This window comes from Marvinbryantia sp. (assembly GCF_047017445.1).
Lineage (GTDB): Bacteria > Bacillota > Clostridia > Lachnospirales > Lachnospiraceae > Marvinbryantia.
Genome location: NZ_JBKXTT010000005.1, coordinates 91,417 through 109,454, shown reverse-complemented (window position 1 = coordinate 109,454; position 18,038 = coordinate 91,417). Strand labels below are relative to the sequence as shown.

The 18,038-nt window shown below is 51.0% G+C and carries 7 protein-coding genes and 1 other RNA gene; all 8 read right to left on the bottom strand.

Annotation, left to right across the window (positions count from 1 at the left end; genetic code table 11):
- Positions 1-49: 49 nt before the first annotated feature.
- The 8 genes from ACLU9Q_RS07205 to ACLU9Q_RS07170 all read right to left on the bottom strand — a co-directional run bounded on the left by ACLU9Q_RS07205 (position 50) and on the right by ACLU9Q_RS07170 (position 17,943).
- Complete coding sequence (locus ACLU9Q_RS07205; RefSeq protein ID WP_296832264.1) at positions 50-3,016, bottom strand: beta-glucosidase; 2,967 nt, start codon at positions 3,014-3,016, stop codon at positions 50-52.
- Between the two features lie 308 nt (positions 3,017-3,324).
- Positions 3,325-4,662 carry a sensor histidine kinase gene (locus ACLU9Q_RS07200; protein ID WP_302225612.1) on the bottom strand — a complete coding sequence of 446 codons (1,338 nt, stop codon included), beginning with the start codon at positions 4,660-4,662 and terminating at the stop codon, positions 3,325-3,327.
- Entirely contained in the window at positions 4,655-5,368 is a 714-nt protein-coding gene (locus ACLU9Q_RS07195; protein WP_296832257.1) for a LytR/AlgR family response regulator transcription factor, read from the bottom strand. Before ACLU9Q_RS07195 ends, ACLU9Q_RS07200 begins: the two co-directional genes overlap by 8 nt.
- A 129-nt stretch (positions 5,369-5,497) precedes the next feature.
- An RNA gene (rnpB, locus tag ACLU9Q_RS07190) (RNase P RNA component class A) lies at positions 5,498-5,864 on the bottom strand.
- A gap of 134 nt (positions 5,865-5,998) precedes the next feature.
- On the bottom strand, positions 5,999-7,663 hold the full coding sequence (locus ACLU9Q_RS07185; protein WP_296832254.1) for a nucleoside kinase: 1,665 nt from the start codon (positions 7,661-7,663) through the stop codon (positions 5,999-6,001).
- 21 nt (positions 7,664-7,684) lie between these two features.
- Entirely contained in the window at positions 7,685-8,473 is a 789-nt protein-coding gene (locus tag ACLU9Q_RS07180; RefSeq protein ID WP_296832251.1) for a Nif3-like dinuclear metal center hexameric protein, read from the bottom strand.
- 58 nt (positions 8,474-8,531) lie between these two features.
- Positions 8,532-10,319 (bottom strand): O-antigen ligase family protein, encoded by a 1,788-nt coding sequence (locus ACLU9Q_RS07175; RefSeq protein WP_296832247.1) that lies wholly within the window; start codon positions 10,317-10,319, stop codon positions 8,532-8,534.
- 91 nt (positions 10,320-10,410) lie between these two features.
- Positions 10,411-17,943 (bottom strand): Ig-like domain-containing protein, encoded by a 7,533-nt coding sequence (locus tag ACLU9Q_RS07170; protein ID WP_296832243.1) that lies wholly within the window; start codon positions 17,941-17,943, stop codon positions 10,411-10,413.
- Positions 17,944-18,038 lie beyond the last annotated feature (95 nt).

Below are 18,038 nucleotides of genomic sequence, written 5' to 3'. Positions count from 1 at the left end.
TCTTTCTGTATCGTCTGCCCGCTGCTGTAAGCACAGTGGGCAGCCCTATTTATTCTGCCGCCGCATCCGAGGAGCCGCAATACTGATAAAGCGCGTCTCTCATGATGTTGTGGAGCATATGGCGGGCATAAACAGATTCCGTCGGATCGCCGTATGCATCTACTGTTGCAGAAGCGTTGATATAGTTGCTGATGCTGAGCATGCTTCCTTCGATGCAGAGCATTGCCTGCGGTGTATTGTAAACATCGCCGGTGCCGCCGTCACCGTCGGTAATAAGCATACCATGCCATCCCCACTCGTCTCTCATCATGGTCTTGTACATTCCATAGTGGAACCAGCTCATACCGATTCTGTTCAGGGAGCCCATCACACCGTCTGCACCATATTCCTTGATGCTGATCTCATACGGTACCATATAAAGCTCACGGATTGCCTGCTCATTTGCCCAGGTCGTGTTTCCGCCGCGGTTTGTATCGCCGTCGTTCAGTGCGCAGTGCTTGATAAATACGTTTGTTCCTGTGGACATGATTCCGGAAACTGCGTTGCCGCCAATCTGTCCGGAGAGCAGTCCATCCTCAGAATAATACTCAAAGTTACGTCCGCCAAACGGGGAGCGGTGCAGGTTCATTGCCGGTGCATATGCATTGCCGATGCCGTACAGTACACACTGGTTGCCGTAAGCAACACCCTCTGCATAAGCAAGGTCCTTGTTCCAGGTTGCCGCAATCGTAACGGCGCAGGTAAACCAGGTACCGCCGCTGTACTGTCCGTTGCCCGGTTCGCCCGGTCCGTCCACTGCGATTTCTTCGCTCTTTCCAACGCTGCTCACTGCCGGAACCTTCCAGCCGCTGTTGCCCTGCAGCTCAATCGCTTCATCCATAGAGGTCTCCGATGCCAGCATATCCCAGATTGCCAGCCCTTCCTCGGTATCGATCGGCACATTTGCCATATCGTCCACGGTCAGCTTGTGATAGGAGCCCTCTGTCGGTTCCTCCTCCACAACTACCGGCAGACCGCTTTCCGTTGTTTCACCCTCTACCACATAGTAGGTCTGATCCCAGAGCGGATCTTCCACTGCCGCTGCATCCTCGCCGTCCGGTGTTGTCTCCGCAAAAGGCATCATATTGTTGCCGTTTGCATAAATCGTCTCTGTTACGGTTGTCTTTTCACCCTTCAGATAAGTCTCAAAGGTATATTCCACACTGTCCGTTCCCTTTACCGCAAGCGCCTCCGCAATGCCATCCGCCAGCATTTCATTCGGCTCTTCGTTGGAGGTATGCTCCATGATGGTCGCCATGCCGCCCGCAATATCATTTCTGGAAAGATAGCCCTCCAGCATGTTTCCGTCGCCCGCGGTCACATCATCCATCGCATTTTTCGCTACTGTTACATCGGAATCTCTTGCTCCCGCGTACTCTGCGTCCGCCACATCGCCGCTCTCATCATAGATAATGGAGGTCTCCAGCGTCACTGCCTCTGAATCGCTTGCCGCGTTCTCGCTGCCTTCTTCGCCCCACTGATGCGCGTCCTTCTGCACATTGAATTTATAGTCGCCCTTTTCCAGAACATAGCAGCCCTGTCCGAAGTTATCGAAGGATGCCAGGTCATCAGTATCAAATTCAATCGTCACTTCCTCAGAAGCGCCCGGCTCCAGTGTGGAGGTCTTTCCGAATCCGACCAGCACTACCTTCGCCTTTTCCAATCCGACGCCCTTGATGCCGAAATTATCGGTATCGCTCTGATACGGCGCTTCCATGTAAAGCTCTACCACATCTTTGCCTGCCACATCGCCGGTATTTGTCACCGTCACAGTCACGCTGTTCGTACCGTGCGCCTCCAGGCTGATATCGGAAGCGGTGATTTCCTCAGTAAACTCTGTGTAGGAAAGACCGTAGCCGAACGGATACTGTACAACCTCCTCATAGCCCGTAGCTGTTCCGTTCTTAAATTCGATGCTGCTGAATTCCTCGGAATCAAAGTAGCCTACAGAATCCGCCGTCTCGTAATAGCGGTAGCCCACGTAGATGCCTTCCTCGTACTGATAGAAGGTCTGGTTGTCAGCGTTCGCATAACGGTTGTCATCTGTATTGTAATAGGTCGGATTCGTTGTCATATCGTATGCATAGGTATCTACCAGGCGTCCCGACGGATTTGTGCGTCCGGTCAGAATCGTTCCGACGCCTACCACACCTGCCTCGCCCGGATGTCCGATCCACAGGCAGGCATCTACGTTGTACTCCTCCGAATCCACGAAGCCGAGTTCCATTGCCGTTGCGGAGTTGATCAGCACGATGGTGTGCGTATAATTCTCTTTGCAGAACGCAAGCAGGTCTTTTTCCTCCTGGGTGAGCTCCAGATAGGTGCTTCCTGTCAGCGTGCTTCCATCCCCGTCATAATCCATAGAGGGCGATGCTCCCTCTGCTCCGGAACGCGAGAAGGTTACGACTGCATAATCTGTATAACCATCTGCTGTCAGTACATCCTTGCCGCTCTCATAAACATCGGAACTGAACTCGTGTACCGTCGTGTAGCTTGTCCAGTCACCGCCGCCGGCGCCGCCTGTTCCAAAAATATCATCGCCGCTGTCCTCACCGGCGCTTGCGCCCGGATCGGAGTCACCGTTGTTCCGGTAGCCGCCGCACTGCTCCTCCAGCCAGCTCCACGCCTCTTCGTTGACATCCAGCCCCGCCTCGATAAACGCATCGTTCATCATAACGGTGTTTTCGTCGTCCTGTCCTCCGGCGGAGCCTGTGCCGCCCTCCACGTAGTTATAGGACATAGCCCCCAGCATGGTCACCTTTGTTCCCTCTGCCAGCGGCAGGCAGTTGTCGTCATTTTTCAAAAGGACTGCGCCCTCCGCCTCTAACTGTACATTGACATCGTACCCTTCCGCGTAGCACTCATCCGCAGTGGGAGCCGCCTGAACGTAAATGGTCGCCGGATTCACCACGGACATTACCATTGCTGCCGCAAATGCCATACTTGATATTCTTTTTACTGCATTATGCTTCCTCATATTTTCCCTCCTGAATTGTTTCTGCGGTTTCTTTCAGCGGATTTTCTTTCCCCCTTTTTGCTGTGTCTGAAACCGGAATTGCTTGTTTTTTTGTGCCATCAGCATAACACGATTTCCATTTAAGTTTTATTTTCTGGCATGATTGGTAAATTTTGCGGCACGATTGGTAATTTTTCGTCAAAAAACAGCACAGCCGTTTTCCGGTTGTGCTGTTTTTATATCTGTTTACACTATTTACCTGTCTGTTTGTGCTATTTTTATATCCAGAGGCTTCCTAATGTAAAATACTTTTGCACCGAACATCCCTTTTAAACCGATGCCGCAGCAGAGTCTGCCGGCACCGGCAGAAGAATCTGCAGGGAAAAGTAATCTTCCCCGGCTACGCAGGTAATCCCGCCGCCGTATTTTTCCGCGGTATAGCGGATGCTTTTCAGCCCGTATCCGTGGTAATCGCGGTCCGCCTTGGTGCTGACCGGAAGCCCGTCCTCAAAAGCCGGCTTTGTCTCGCAGTAGTTGCGGACGCGGATCATCTGGAAATTGCCTTTGGGAAACACGGAAACCTGGATGACGCGCTTTTGGCGGTCCTTATACTGCATGACCGTCTCGATGGCATTATCCAGCGCATTTCCGAACATCGTGTACAGATCCACGCTCCCGACAAAATCCAGCGCGGTTCCGTCCGCCATGCAGGTCATCTGAATCGCATGCTCCTCACAGAAAAGGCTCTTCTCCGTCAGAACCGTGTCCAGCACCGGATTGCCGGTTTTCATCGCCGTATCGTAAATCATGATAGATTTTTCCATCTCGTCGATCTGCTCATGCAGCGCCTGCTCGTCGTGCAGCGCCCGCAGCGCTGCGATCTGATGCCGCAGGTCGTGGCATTTACGGTTTATCAGCTCAATATTCTCCTTCGACATCCGGTACTGCTCCTGCTGCTGGTGCCAGAGCTGCCGGATGGTATCCAGCTCCTGCTCCGTGCGCTGAATCTGCTCGACTCTGTTCTGCAAATAAAGCATCGTAAAGCAAAACACCGCCATAATCAGACGGAATACCGTGATCATATTGGAGCCGCTCTCCGGCTCATACCCCAGCAGCCAGAACAGCACCTGGTAGTTGGACAGTACCGCGTAAACTACCAGAATGAACATGCTGAACAGAAGTTTCTGCCTGCCGACATGATAACGCCCGTTTTCTGCAAATCTGCCAACAAGAAATTTTTTCGTCAGTATGCAGCAGAGCGCCGTACACGCCAGATAAACCAGAAAAATCCAGACATAACGTACCGGGGTCTGTATCCGGTAAAAAATATCCGAGACCGGCATGACGATCTGTGTGAGCGCGTCGGTCACCAGATACACCAGCACCGTGCAGTAAAGCGCCGCCCTGCGCGGGATTTTGTATATTGCCGTTCCAAAAAGAAAGGCTCCCAGAAAATACAGCGGCGCCTCCAGCGAAGTGGAAGCATTCTCAAAATCAACAAAAACATCATCCAGAATCAGGAGCACTGCAAGCAGCAGCGCCGCAAGAAGCCCCTGCCGGACGCGATTTCTCTTCCGCTCACAAATGCTGCAGAAGACCGTCATCAGCGCGAGCGAGCAGGCGGTCATAAAAAACATCGGTCCGCTAAATACCATTCTCTCAAGCATCCGCCGTTCCTCCTATATAATTTGTTAAAGCGGAAATAAAGGTTTTCCGCTTCTGCCTGCTGACAGGCACGCGCTCGCCGTTGACGATCACCATTTCTTTTTCAAAGCCGGAAACATAGGCGAGATTAATCAGATAGCTGACGTTGCAGCGCGCAAAATGAAAGGGCAGAAGCCGCTCCTCCACCTCCCGCATGGTCGACCTGGTCTGGATATTTCCGGTTTTCGTGTGGTAGAAAATCCGGTGTTTCTGACTCTCCACATAGCAGATATCCCCGATGCTGATTTTATACGCGCCATCCTCGTCCGATACCAGAAGCGCGTCGTCCGTCTTTCTTTTCAAAGAAGCGATCGCGTCGGAGAGCTCCATCGAAAAGCTGATGTAATTCACCGGCTTTAATATGTAAGAATGCGCCCGCACCCGGTAGCCCTGGATGGCATACTGCGCCATGCTGGTAATAAAAATCAGAATGACATCCCGGTCCTTTTCCCGTATTCTTTTTGCCGCTTCCATTCCGTCCATTTTCGGCATTTCGATATCCATCAGAATAATGTCATAATCCGATTCGTAAGAAAACAGAAACTGCTCTCCATTGTAGAACACCTTCGTTTCCAGAGTAATGCCCTTTTCCTTTACATACGTCCCCAGATACTCCTTTATGACGCTGATGTAAGCTTTGTCATCCTCCACTATGGCAATTCTTATCATGTGCTCCCTCTCCCGTTTTCCGTTAAAAAAAGAATCCCGCTTTGCGAGATTCCACGCCGCAAAATATGCTGCACAGGCAATCTGTCTCTTCCCGGCGAGACCTGGAAAAGATTCACCTGTTCTAAATGATGTGTGAGCAGAGCGGTAAGCCGGGTTATGTCGTGAATGGTCATCTATCCAGACCTGGCGTCGCCGCCAGGCTCGAGCGACCTACCTAAAGCTGACGGGCCGCCATATGCTTTGATTCGGTCTTGCTTCGGATGAGGTTTACATGTGCCCCGTCCGTTACCGGACGGGCGGTAGTCTCTTACACTGCCCTTCCACCCTTACCGGACATGCGCATCCCCTGCGGGTGCGCACGCCGGCGGTTCATTTCTGTTGCACTGTCTCTGGAGTCGCCTCCGCCGGACGTTATCCGGCATCCTGCCCTGTGAAGCCCGGACTTTCCTCGTCTGGCACCTTTCGGACAGCCAGCCGCGACCATTTGCTCTACTCACATTTACCATCATATCCCGGATTTGCTTTCCTGTCAACCACTGCCTGCTTCGCGAAAGTTACTGCGAACGGAGTGAACATTAACGTTTTCGTGTTACTGTTCACGCCAGCCATGCAGACCACAGACCGCCTTTGCTATACGCCGAAGCAGCCTCCGCCGATAAACTCGCGCAGCAGCGAATTCTGCGGAATGCTCTCGCCCGGGATCGCCACAAAGTAATCCAGGAATTTGAGCAGGCGCTTCGCCTCCACGTACTCCGGCGCCGTGCGCTCGATGCCAAATAAAAGCGGCTGTGCATAAGTTTTCAGCACGGCAAGCTCGTAGATAAGCGCGGAGTTAAACATCACGTCCGCCTCCTCCTGGTTCGGGAAGATGTATTGCTCCTCCCCGCGGCGCACGGAGGGCCACATCGCGATCGTGTTTTTCGCAGAGGTCCCCCGCGTGCGCGCATCGCGGATGATACGGCGCAGGAGACGTCCGTCCGTCGTCGGAATGCGGTTGTGCTCGTCAATATTAAGCTGCGTGAGCGCACTGATATAGATCTTAAACTTATTCTCGCGCGGCAGGCTGTGAGAAAGCTGATCGTTGAGCGCATGGATGCCCTCGATCACCAGCACATCCTTCTCGCCAAGCTGCAGGCGGTTCCCCGTATATTTGCGTTTGCCGAGGCGGAAATCGAACTCCGGAAGCTCTACCTCTTTCCCGGCAAGCAGATCACTCATATTCTGATTAAACAGCTCGATGTCAAGCGCATCCACGCGCTCAAAATCGTAATTTCCGTTTTCATCGCGCGGCGTCTTCTCACGGTCCACGAAATAATTATCCATCGGGATCGGATGCGGCTTGATGCCGCTGACAGCAAGCTGGATCGCCAGCCGGTGGGAAAACGTTGTTTTTCCCGAAGACGACGGTCCTGCGATCATGATCAGCTTCTTTTTCGGATCCGCCGCGATCTCACTGGCGATCTGCGCGATCTTTTTCTCCTGCAGCGCTTCCTGTATCAGAATAAGATCACTGATCTTTCCGGTGACTACCCGCTCGTTCAAGTCTCCGGCCGTCGTAACCTCCATCAGCTCGCTCCACTCCATCGACTCCTTCTGGATAGCGAACAGCTTCGGCTCCGGCGCAAACGGCGGCACCGTCTCCGGCTGCTCTCTGGTCGGAATCTGCAGGACAAAGCCCTCATCCCAGGGATACAGCTCAAAATATTTCAGATAACCGCTGCCCGGCACCATATATCCGTAAAAATAATCGCAGAAACCATCCAGACTGTAGGTATTTACCTTGGAAGCCATGCGATAGTGGAACAGCTTTTCCTTATCCTCCATGCCAAGACGCCCAAACAGCGCGATCGCCTTGTCCGTGTCCACCGCTTCCTTACTGATCACAATGTCGCGCTTCACAAGCTCCTTCATAGCCGCTTTCACTTCATGAAGGAACTTCGCCGTAACGCCCTTCTGCCCGCGCAGCGTGACATAAAGTCCCTCACTGACCGCAAAATGGATCCAGACGCGGTCCGCCTGCTCCTCGCCGCCCACCTGACGGATCGCCTTCAGAAGCAGCAGTATCATGCTCCGGCGATATGCCGAAAAGCCCATCGGATCGGCGACTGTCACAAACGTGATCCGCTCTCCGTTTGCCATACGTTTGTTTAATTCCTTCAGCTTTCCGTCCACCGTCGCAAGCACGATATCGTGCGCGTACTGCTTCTGGTACTCCTTGGCGGCAGCCAGATAAGAGGTTCCGTCCATGTAGCTTTTTTCTTCTCCGTTGATGAATACAGTGATCTGATCATTCATTTTCTTTCCCTCCTATCCTTTCTATATAACGGTAAACGGGCTGCACTCTTTTGCCGTTATGATCTCCAGCCCCTTGCAGTGCTTCTGCAGGTATTTTTCCATCTGTCCGATGAAAATATGCTCCAGCCCGTAATGTCCGGCGTCGATGATCGCCACGCCCTCGTCGATCGCGTCAAGGCCCTCGTGATGCCCGATGTCTCCGGTGATCAGCACCTGCGCCTTCGCGCGCACGGCAGGCTTTATCATGCTCTTGCCGGAGCCGGGCGAGATCGCCACGCGCTGCACGACCTGCTCCAGATCGCCGAAAATCTTGACATTTTCCAGCTTAAAAATCGTTTTCACCAGCTCCGCGCACTCGCGCAGCGTAACCGGGCGCACCAGAGAACCGACTCTGCCGAAGCCCATATACTGTCCGGTCTGCCCATCGATCCCGGTGATTTCCAAGATCTCCGGCTTCTGCAGCTTCATCATACTGCCCGCCAGCTCCGCCATCTCCACCACGTCGTAGGTGGTGTGGGAGGCATAGCAGCAGATGTCGTTCTGAAGCAGCGCCAGAAACTTTTTGCCCTTTAAGGTCTCCGATGTAACGCTTTTTATCCCCTCCATTGTGAGCGGATGATGCGTAAGCAGCATATCGGCGCCGCACGCAGCCGCCTGCGCGATTGTCTCATCCGTCGCATCCAGCGCGATCAGCACCTTCTTTATTTCCTTCTGGCGTCTTCCCGCCTGGAATCCGGAATTATCCCAGTCCGCCGCCTTGTCGAGCGGGAACTGCTCTTCTATTTTCTGAATAAACTCTTTTGCTGTCATGCTTTCCCTCCTTTGTAGAACTGCATAGTTTCATTCTATGTTCTAATGACGGAATATGTCAAGCATTTCCCGCTTTTTTTATGCAATCCCTGTTTAAGGCAATGCCGACGCCCAGCATTCCCCAGAACAGCGGGGCAACCGCAACAACGGAATCATTCAGAAGCCCCATCAGAAGATATCCCACGATCCCCAGGCAGATGCCTGCCGCCATCCACCAGGCATGGTCCCTGTTTTTTCTTTTTCTGAGCGCGCATACGCTCTCTTTAAAATAAATCGCCCAAAATAGCAGCAGACAGATCAGGGATGCGATTCCGGTCTGCACTGCCGTCTGCAGGTACATGCTGTGGGCTTTTGCCGGCGTCTCCATCAGCATCCGTTTGCTGGTGTTTATGCGCATCATATAATCATCCTGCGGAAATGCCAGCACAAAGGTATCCGGTCCTGTTCCGATAAGCAGCCGGTTCTTCAGCAGCGGGATGATCCTTCCCCAGAGATACCCTCTTCCGCTCATTGCCCGCTCATATCCCGGCAAAACCGTCGCTGCGTTGGATATCGTATCCGGCTTCCCATAAAGGTTTATATACTCATAAGGTCCGTCCCCTTCCCGGCAGAAGCGCCACACGACATCCTTCCACTCCATAATGACCCAGCTGCGGTTCTCCTCCTGATAAGCGTCAAATTTTAAATTCGCATATTCTTCGCCCTCAATAAAAAAGCACTGCTCCTCCATATCCCAGTAAACCGGAAGCCGGCTTTCTCCGTCTTCCATTACTTTTAAGGTATCGCCCATTTCCGTGTGCTCCGCGCTCAGATCCAGATTTTTTCCTTTGTAGCGGATTCTTACCGCATCCTGCATCGGCTCGATCTGTCTCATATTATAATAGATTTTCTTAAAGCTCTGTGCGATCCCTTCGGTCACCTTATGATCCGTCGCCCCGTCATAAAGCGCGATTGCTGCCACCGTCAGTAATACGCAGCCGACGATAGAAAGCCACCCTCTCTTATTTTTCGGAAACACCCACAGCACCGCTGCTGTTATCATAACCGCCAGAAAAATGAGTCCCGTTTTGGAGCCGCTCATCACAAGGCAGACTGTCAATACGCCGGTCAAAAGAACACAGCCCCATTTTTTCCGGCTCTTCTTCAGCCACGCAAAGCCCGCCGCTGCAGACGGCAGCAGCAGGATAAGATATACCGCTGCATAATTGGGATTATACAGTGAGAGATATACCTTCTGGCTTCCGCTTTCCGAAAATCCAAAGGACAGATTTTGCTTCACCGCATCGTCCTGCCATATCATCAGATATGCCTTGCCCGGCTGCGTACTCAAAAGATCCAGCCCGGCAGCCTGAAAAAGTCCCAGGATTCCCTGAAGAGCGGCCCCGATGAGCAATGCTGCCAGAAGGATTCTGGCGTCCTCCGTTTTTTCCACCACATGAAAGCAGTAGAATGCTGTAATTCCATATCCGCACAATACCCAGATATTCTCATACTGCTCCAGCATTCCCCTCAACGAAAGGCTTTTGTCTATGGAGCAGGCTGCGGACAGTATCGCCAGCCCTCCATAAAGCATCAGCGGGATCCATCTTTTCCAGCCTGTTTTTTTGATCCCTCTGAGCAGTATGCGATCCGCCAGGACCAGGATCATCCAGCCTGCCAGTACCAGAAATACTGCGCTTTTGGCATACATAAAGAAATCATACCAGTAGTCCTCGTCCGAAAACCAGGCATACCCGGACAGGCTGTTTTTTACCTTCTGACAGGAGACGACCAGCGGATATACGGAAAACAGAGCTATCCCCGGCCACAGATCCGCATTTGTTTTTATTTGCGCTTTTCTCTTCATGCTTTTCGTGAATTTTCCCTCCACAGACCGATCGCCGGGCTTTTTTAAAGCCCGGCGACCGGAAAATCATCGTTACTTTCTCTAAAATCGCTTATTTTACAGTAACCTTGCAGGTTGCGACCGCACTTCCGCATTTTACCGTAATCACAGCCGTTCCCTTTTTCTTCGCGGTAATCTTGCCCTTGGAATCCACCGTCGCAATGCTCTTATTTGAGCTGCTGTACGAAATGGTATCCTTGCTTGCCGCCGGTACTCTCGTCGGCTTTAAGGTATACGTCTTTTTCACCTTCAGAGAATACGTTTTCGGCACATTTTTCAGGCTTGTCGTCTTTATCCCCTGTACTTTTACCGTGCAGATAAATTTCTTCGATCCTGCCTTTACGGTGATCTTCGCCGTTCCTGCCTTCACGCCCTTAACGACGCCCTTGGAGGATACCGTGGCAACCTTCTTGTTGGAGGACGTGTAGGTGATCTTTTCCACGCTGGTTACCGGCAGGAGAGACGGAGTAAGCTTTAAGGTCTTGCCCTGCGTTACCGTCGCTGTTTTCTTCACACCGTTAATCGACGTCGTCTTCACCGCGCCCTTCTGAACCTTTGCCTTAATCGTCTTTTTCGCTCCGCTCGCCAGCGTAAAGGTCAGATTTACCGTGCCGGTCTTATTCAGTGCCGTCAGCTTCACGCTGCCGTTCTTGTTGACGCCGGAAACCCTCAGAACCTTTGTATTTGAGGATACCACCGATTTCAGATAGTCTCCCTTTGCCATGCCGGTTACTTTGAACTTCGTTGTGGACTGTTTTACCTTCAGCGTAAGGCTGTTTGCCGTGAGGTTGACGTATCTTTTCAGCTTCGCGATCGTGGCTGTCTCAGCCTTCTTGCACACGCTGCAGGTCCGCTTCTTTGAGCCTGCCGCCAGTGCAGTTGCCGCCTTGACCGTCTTCCATGCGCCGTACTTATGCGAGCCCGTCGCCTTGATCGCCACTGCCTTCTTCTTCGTATGGCAGATCTTACACTCCTCATGCTTGCTGCCCGCTGTGCCGCAGGTCGCTTTTTTATCTGTGATCCACTGATAGGTGTGTTTTCCGGTCGCGCTGATCGCCACTGCCTTCTTCTTCGCATGGCAAACAGTACACTCCTCATGCCTGCTGCCCGCTGCGCCGCAGGTCGCCTTCTTGTCCGTGATCCACTGGTAGGTGTGCTTTCCAGTCGCGCTGATCGTCTCTTTTTCCGTTTCTGCGCATCTGCTGCAGGTCCGTACCTTCTCGCCTGCCTTTGCACAGGTAGCCGATGTCGTTACCTGCCATTCGCCCCATACGTGGCCAAGCGCCGGCAGAATTGTTTCTCTGGTATCGCCATGGAGCCGGCAAGTTTCTTTTATCAGACCCGCCTCCTCACAGGTCGGCTCTTTTCTTTCTGTAACAGTCCAGACGCATTCGCTGTAAGTCACGATCAGACTGCAGGCTTCTGTAAATTCCCTTGCGGAAACGATATAGTGCTTTCCTGCTTCCAGATAATAATAACCATATATTCCATTGCCGAGAGACGTCTCGTCTTCCTCACAAATTACATACGTCCTTCCGCCATTTGCGGAAGTAAAGCCAAATACGTACGCTCCGGTGTTTTCCGGCGCAAACCGGAAATCGTTCCGGCTTCCGGGCGTCAATGGATTTTCCTTGTTTTCCTCCAGATCCTTAAGGTTATCCGCGCTTACCGCCGTCAGATCTGTATGGGTCCGGAACTGTCCAAGGAAAATGTACATACGATAGGTCTCATTATTGATCCATGCACCCTCCCAGCGCAGATATCTTCCGTCGGAGTCTTTGTCTCCCATTTCCAGAAGCTCCTCGCTTCCGTCTTCATAGGTCGCCTTTACCTGCAGGCCGTTAGCCTCTGCCACAAACGTTCCGCTGACCACCGTCGGATTCACAGGCTGTTTGACCACGGACAGTCCTGTAAGGCGCTTCAGCTTTCTGTTGCCAAGTGTCGTGGAGAAAGCAATTGTTTCGTCTTCTTCCCCGTATACCTGTGCAGATACACGGATCACATACTGCTTTCCGGCCTCCAGCCATACAGAGCATACGTTTTCGCCTGACGACGTCGAATAATCCGTATCCAGGTACTCGTAATTCCCGCGTCCATCAACCTGGATCACGTTAGCCCAGCTTCCATATTTCTCCGTACCTGCCCCAAGGCTAAATGCGTATTCACCGCTCTCCTGCGGGACAAAGGAATAATATCTGTTATACTCCTTATTCGGAGTCAGGTCTGCTGAAATACTCTCACTTCCGCCTGCCGCAATTTCTTCAAAATCAGAAACCCCTCTCCGTTTTACGGTCCTGGTTTCCTCATTCCAGTCGCCCGCGGATTCCTTCCGGTAAAGCACCCAGATGAGTGCTCCATCAACGCGCTGTTCTGCATTCGATTCAAAACGGTTTCCGTAGCTATCCCTGTAAGTGTACAGGCTCATCTGTTCCTGTAATCCATCCTCATAAGTTACCTGAATCTTAAATACATCCGAAGCATCCTGGAATATCGTGTAGTCTTTCTCATCTCCTAAAATCTCGACCTCTGTTATTTCTTTCTCCACAGCCTTGCTGAGAAGAACGGAAAAGCTGAAAGTTTGCCCCGAAGCTGCCCACCATACATTTGTATCCATATAGTATGTATAGGTTTCTCCCGCTTTCAGGTCATACGCCAGATAGAATTCTCCCTCTCCTTCAGCTTCTGCCAAATATCCCCCGTTGTGATATAGTTCCACTTGAGCAATTACGTCATCTCCTTCGCCGCTGAAACCATACCTTCCATCCTCTTCCGGAGTGAAGGTGAATTCCGCCCTGGAATGATCCTTGCTGACCGTCACTGTCGCTTTCTGATCCGGCTTCAGGACAATTGGCTTTTCCGGATTCTCCGCTTCCCCGACTTTCTTCGCACAGATTTCCGTTGCGATATTGGTAGTGCATACCAGCACACAGGTCTGATCCTTCTGCAGAGAAATGCGTTCGCCAGCCTCACGCAGACCGTTCTCTTCGTCATAATAGAAGTAGCAGTTGGCTATACCGTTATACTGCACTTCATATTTTCCAGCTTCAGCAGCCGTGAAGGAATACATCGTTGTGCGATAACCATAAGAGATAATCTGCGGCTCATCCTGCCGTATTACCGGAAGACTGCCTGCATCCACCCTTACACTCTGCACCGTTACCGGCTCTACTGCGATCTTCTCCGTTTCAATTGCGCTTCCGGAGCCAAAAGACAGATACGGAACAACGCTATACGTTCCGATAGGAAGCGCATCTCCACTATGATACTCATCGCCGTCCTTCTCTACCCGGTACCGCAGCGTATTTCCCTGCAGATCTGCATACTCCTTTGCAGTACTTACCGTGCCGTCTGAATAGGTAACCGTTGCCTTCACATCTTGTCCGCTAAAGTCCTCCAGTCCGGCAATATATTCCTTCTTCAGAGCATTCAGAACAATTTTTTCAATATTGCTCTTCGCTGTAAGCTCCGCCTCCAACGTCTGATATCCTTCCGGAGCCTTCAGGTATATATAATAGGTATCCGGCTCCGCCGCCAGAAGCACGCTCCCGTATCTGGAGGTACTGCTTACCTGCGCACGGTTCCCCGCCTTGCTCAGAGCCTGAATATTATCCACCGGAAGGTTAAACTCCAGCTCATATTTTCCGGCATTCTCCGCCTGGAATGCATACAGCGCTTTCCCCTGGTTCATCGAAAGCTTCGCCGGTTCGCCCAAAGTGATCGTTCCCTGGCAGGCGTTCTCCAGCGAGACCACCTTAAACGGAATGTCCGTATACGCTTCCCCGCAGGTAATCCGCAAGACATAATCGCCGGGAACATCCGCCTCCACTTCTCCTTCTTCCACTGCGCCGCTTCTGTATATGGACGCCCTTACCCAATTATCATAGGAATCATAACCATACACCGAAGTATCGTAAGTCTTTCCGTCAGAATACACGATCCTTACCCGAAACTCCGACGGGTTGATCTCTTCAAATTTCTCGATATACTGCAGACTCTCCGATACGCCCAGCGTCTCGATGCCGGTAACTTCCGGCACGGCTTCAATCGTAAGGTTGGTCGTTACAGGCGTATCCTCATAAGAATATACTCTCAGATAATATTCTTCTGCATTAAGCAAACTACTTAATGTTCTCCATCCCGAATCTTCAAATTCAAGATTTTCCCCAGCGAGTGTGTACAGACTTATCCCTACATCACTATCACATTTGAAGAAGTATCTTCCTTTTTCTGCTTTAAATCTGTAAAATGTAGTTTCCCCATTCCTGCTGACATCTACCCTCTGGCTTCCCAGAGAGACCGTTTCCCATTCAAACTCGTCAATGGGTTTCATAGAAACCGTATAACTGCACAGAGTCTCCCAGTTTTTGATATCAACTATCCGAATGGTGTATTCGCCGGAAGGCTGCTCGCTCCATTCGCTTACATACTCATCATTCTGGTCATACATTGAAAGCCGGAAGGTATTTCCATAGGAATCCTGCATACTTCCGTTGTTATACGTTACCGTCTCCGCCGGAATTCCTTCTTCATAATTCAATGTCACAGATAATCCATCATAATACACTGTTTGCCAGAAGTTCGCTATAAACTCTGTTCTGGCAGGATGTGCTTCTGCAGACAGAATCTTTGGAAGATAACGGATATTCAGTACCGACGAATCTGAATTTCCGCGTACTCCTACATAATAGGTGATCTCACTTTCCAGTTCATAGATATATTGACGGCTATAAGAATCTTCGCTCCTCGAGTATATCGTCTCATACCCTGTATCCGTCACTTTCAAAACCTTCAGATACTGAAAGCCATTAAAGGCATATCCGCCGCTCCTGCCCGGCCTGAACGAATAATATGTATATTCATCACCGCCTGCCAGACCTGCATTCTCTCCCTCAGCCAATGATCCTGCCAGTTCCAGATCCTCCACCGTGAAAAGATACTCCTGCCACACCGTTCCACTCGCGTATACCTGTGCCGTATAGTCGCCAGGCTGAAGCCCTGATACATTCCAGGTATACTCATTGTCTGCCTTTACAAACCTTATGTTCACTGTGTTTCCATAAGAATCTGTCGCATCATAATCTTCTGCCTGAATAATCTGGCTCTCTTCATTGTCATAGCCAAAGGTAACCGTCGCCCCGGCCAACACACCGCCGTCATCTCCCACGCGCCAGCTCGTCGGCTGCCCGGATACCTCAACAGATGTAAGCGTTGGCTGATATGCTATAGAAATTGTCCGTTCTTCCGACTCTCCACATCCTTCATAGGTGTAAAATGCAATATAGTATTCTGTTCCCACTGATAATCTATATTTGCTGCCCGATACTGAATACACATACAAATAGTCTTCTTCTGCCCTTTTGTATATGTCCATATTGTATACCCCGCCAAAGTACCATGTTCCGTCCTTTGAAGGTGTAAAAGTATACCAGTACACCCGGCTCTGCGGGCTGCTGACCGTAATATCTTTACCTTCTGTGAGTTCGCCTTTGTATCTATCCGACGCTGTCAGATTGACGGCCTCGATCGCATAACCCGTGCTTTTTTCCCCGCAGGTAAACTCCGCAACATACTCTCCAACCGGCAAATAATTGCCTACAGAGTATGGACTTATTCTGTCCGTATCATCCTGCGCATACACATCGACGTAAATGCTATTCCCATAATTATCCTCTGCCCAGGAATACCCTTCGGCAAATTCTACCGCAGCGCTGCTTCCATCGTCATAGGTCAGAGTAATTATGGCACCGTCAACCTGATAGTACTCAAGCCCGGCTATAAACGTTGTCTGCCCACTCTGCTTCATAGACATGCTCGTAAGGACCGGAATATACTGAACCTTTAATACCGCATCTTCCGATTCACCGCATACGCCTACATAATAGGTTTCATCCGCCTCAAGATCATAGTCATATCTGCGATAATTAGAATCTCTCCAGGATATCTCCTCATACCCTGTATCCGTTCCTTTTAATATCTTTGTGTTTTCAAAGCCCGCAAATGCGTACCTGCCGCTCCTCTCCGGCCGGAATTCATAATAGACGTCATACGATTCTCCGCCTTCTATTTCTGTGTTTTCTCCCAAAGACAGAGGCGTTTCCGCCCGCTTCAGGTCATTCACAGTAAAGTCGTATTCATATAGCACGTATTCTTCATATTGTACAATATCTTCGGAGTATGCCTGCGCGGTATACGTACCCACGCTAAGCTCAGCCACATTGTAAATGTATTCCCCGCTCTCATCAACAAACCTTATGTGTACAACATTTCCATAGGAGTCCTCTGCCCAGCTATAATCTGCCTGGACGGTCTTTTTAGTTCCATTATCATAGAAAAAGGTAACCTTTGCCCCCTCCAGAACTGTTTTGCTATCGCCTACTATACATCTGCTCACCGGTTGACCCGATATACTCACCGAAGTTAATATGGGTATATTTTTTATGCTGATCCTTCGCGTGTCTGACCCGGTTGCACTTCCACTGTAAAATGCAATGCAATAATTTTTTTCTGCTGACAGCATATATTTATTGCCACCCAGTGAACTTACATCTTGATAATTGTCTTCCTCCTTCTCGTATACGGTCATACCATCTGCGCCGTCAATTACCCACGCTCCCGTCTGAGACGGAGTAAAAGAATAATAGGCATACTGCTTCCATGGACTGCTGACACCAGACGTAGTTCCCTCCTGCAGTATTCCTTTATAGCTATCTGATTCCACCAGATCAACAGTTGAAATCTGATATTCCGCCCTTACGCCCCAGCAGGAAAATATCGCTTTATAATCTCCTCTGAGGAATGTAGAGTTCACGCTGACACTTGGGTTATCCGCAACACTCTCCGCATAGGTGTGAATCGTATTTCCATAAGCATCGTCTACCTCGGAAGAATGTCCCGCGGTAGTTAACTCATTAAATTCTACTGTAGCGTCACTTCCGTCCTTATATGTCACTTTAATTTGGGCGCCAGAGGGTGAATACACCTCAAGCCCGGCTATAAACGCTGTCTGTCCTTTCTGCACCACAGACATCCCCACGATGGTATGCTCATCGGATACGCTCTGTGCGTCAACTGTGTAAGCCTCCATTTCCACAGCAGAACTGTCGACGGTTCCCTCTTCGCCAATGATCAGCTCTTCCTCTGCGCCTTCCGGCTCTGCTTCCTCCGCAGGTTCCGCCGCCTGCTCTTCCGATAGCATTTCCTCTGCAGTCTGTTCGGGCGCCGTTTCCTCTGCACCTTCTGCTGCCTGCTCAGGAGCTGCTTCCTCTGCACCCTCTGCCGCCTGCTCGGGCGCCGCTTCCTCTGCTGCCTGTTCAGGCGCTGCTTCCTCTGCGCTCTCTGCTGCCTGTTCGGGTGCTATTCCCGCTGCCTGTTCAGGCGCCGCTTCCTCTGCACTTTCCACAGCTGCCTGTTCAGGCACCGCTTCCGCCTGCGGCGCGGCTTCCTCTGCTGGAACCGCCTCTGCGTTTTCCACGGAGATTTCCTCCGCTGCCGACGCATCTGCAGCGCTGACAAGTAATGCTGATGAATCCACACTGGTAAATGTCATTACCAGAGCCATCAAAAACGCCAATCGCCGTTTCCTCATACTTCTCTTTTCCTCCCTCAAAATTTAATATATTTATTTTACCTCTTTTTGATATCCCGGTCAACTTAATTCCTATTTCTGTAAATTTTTTATTT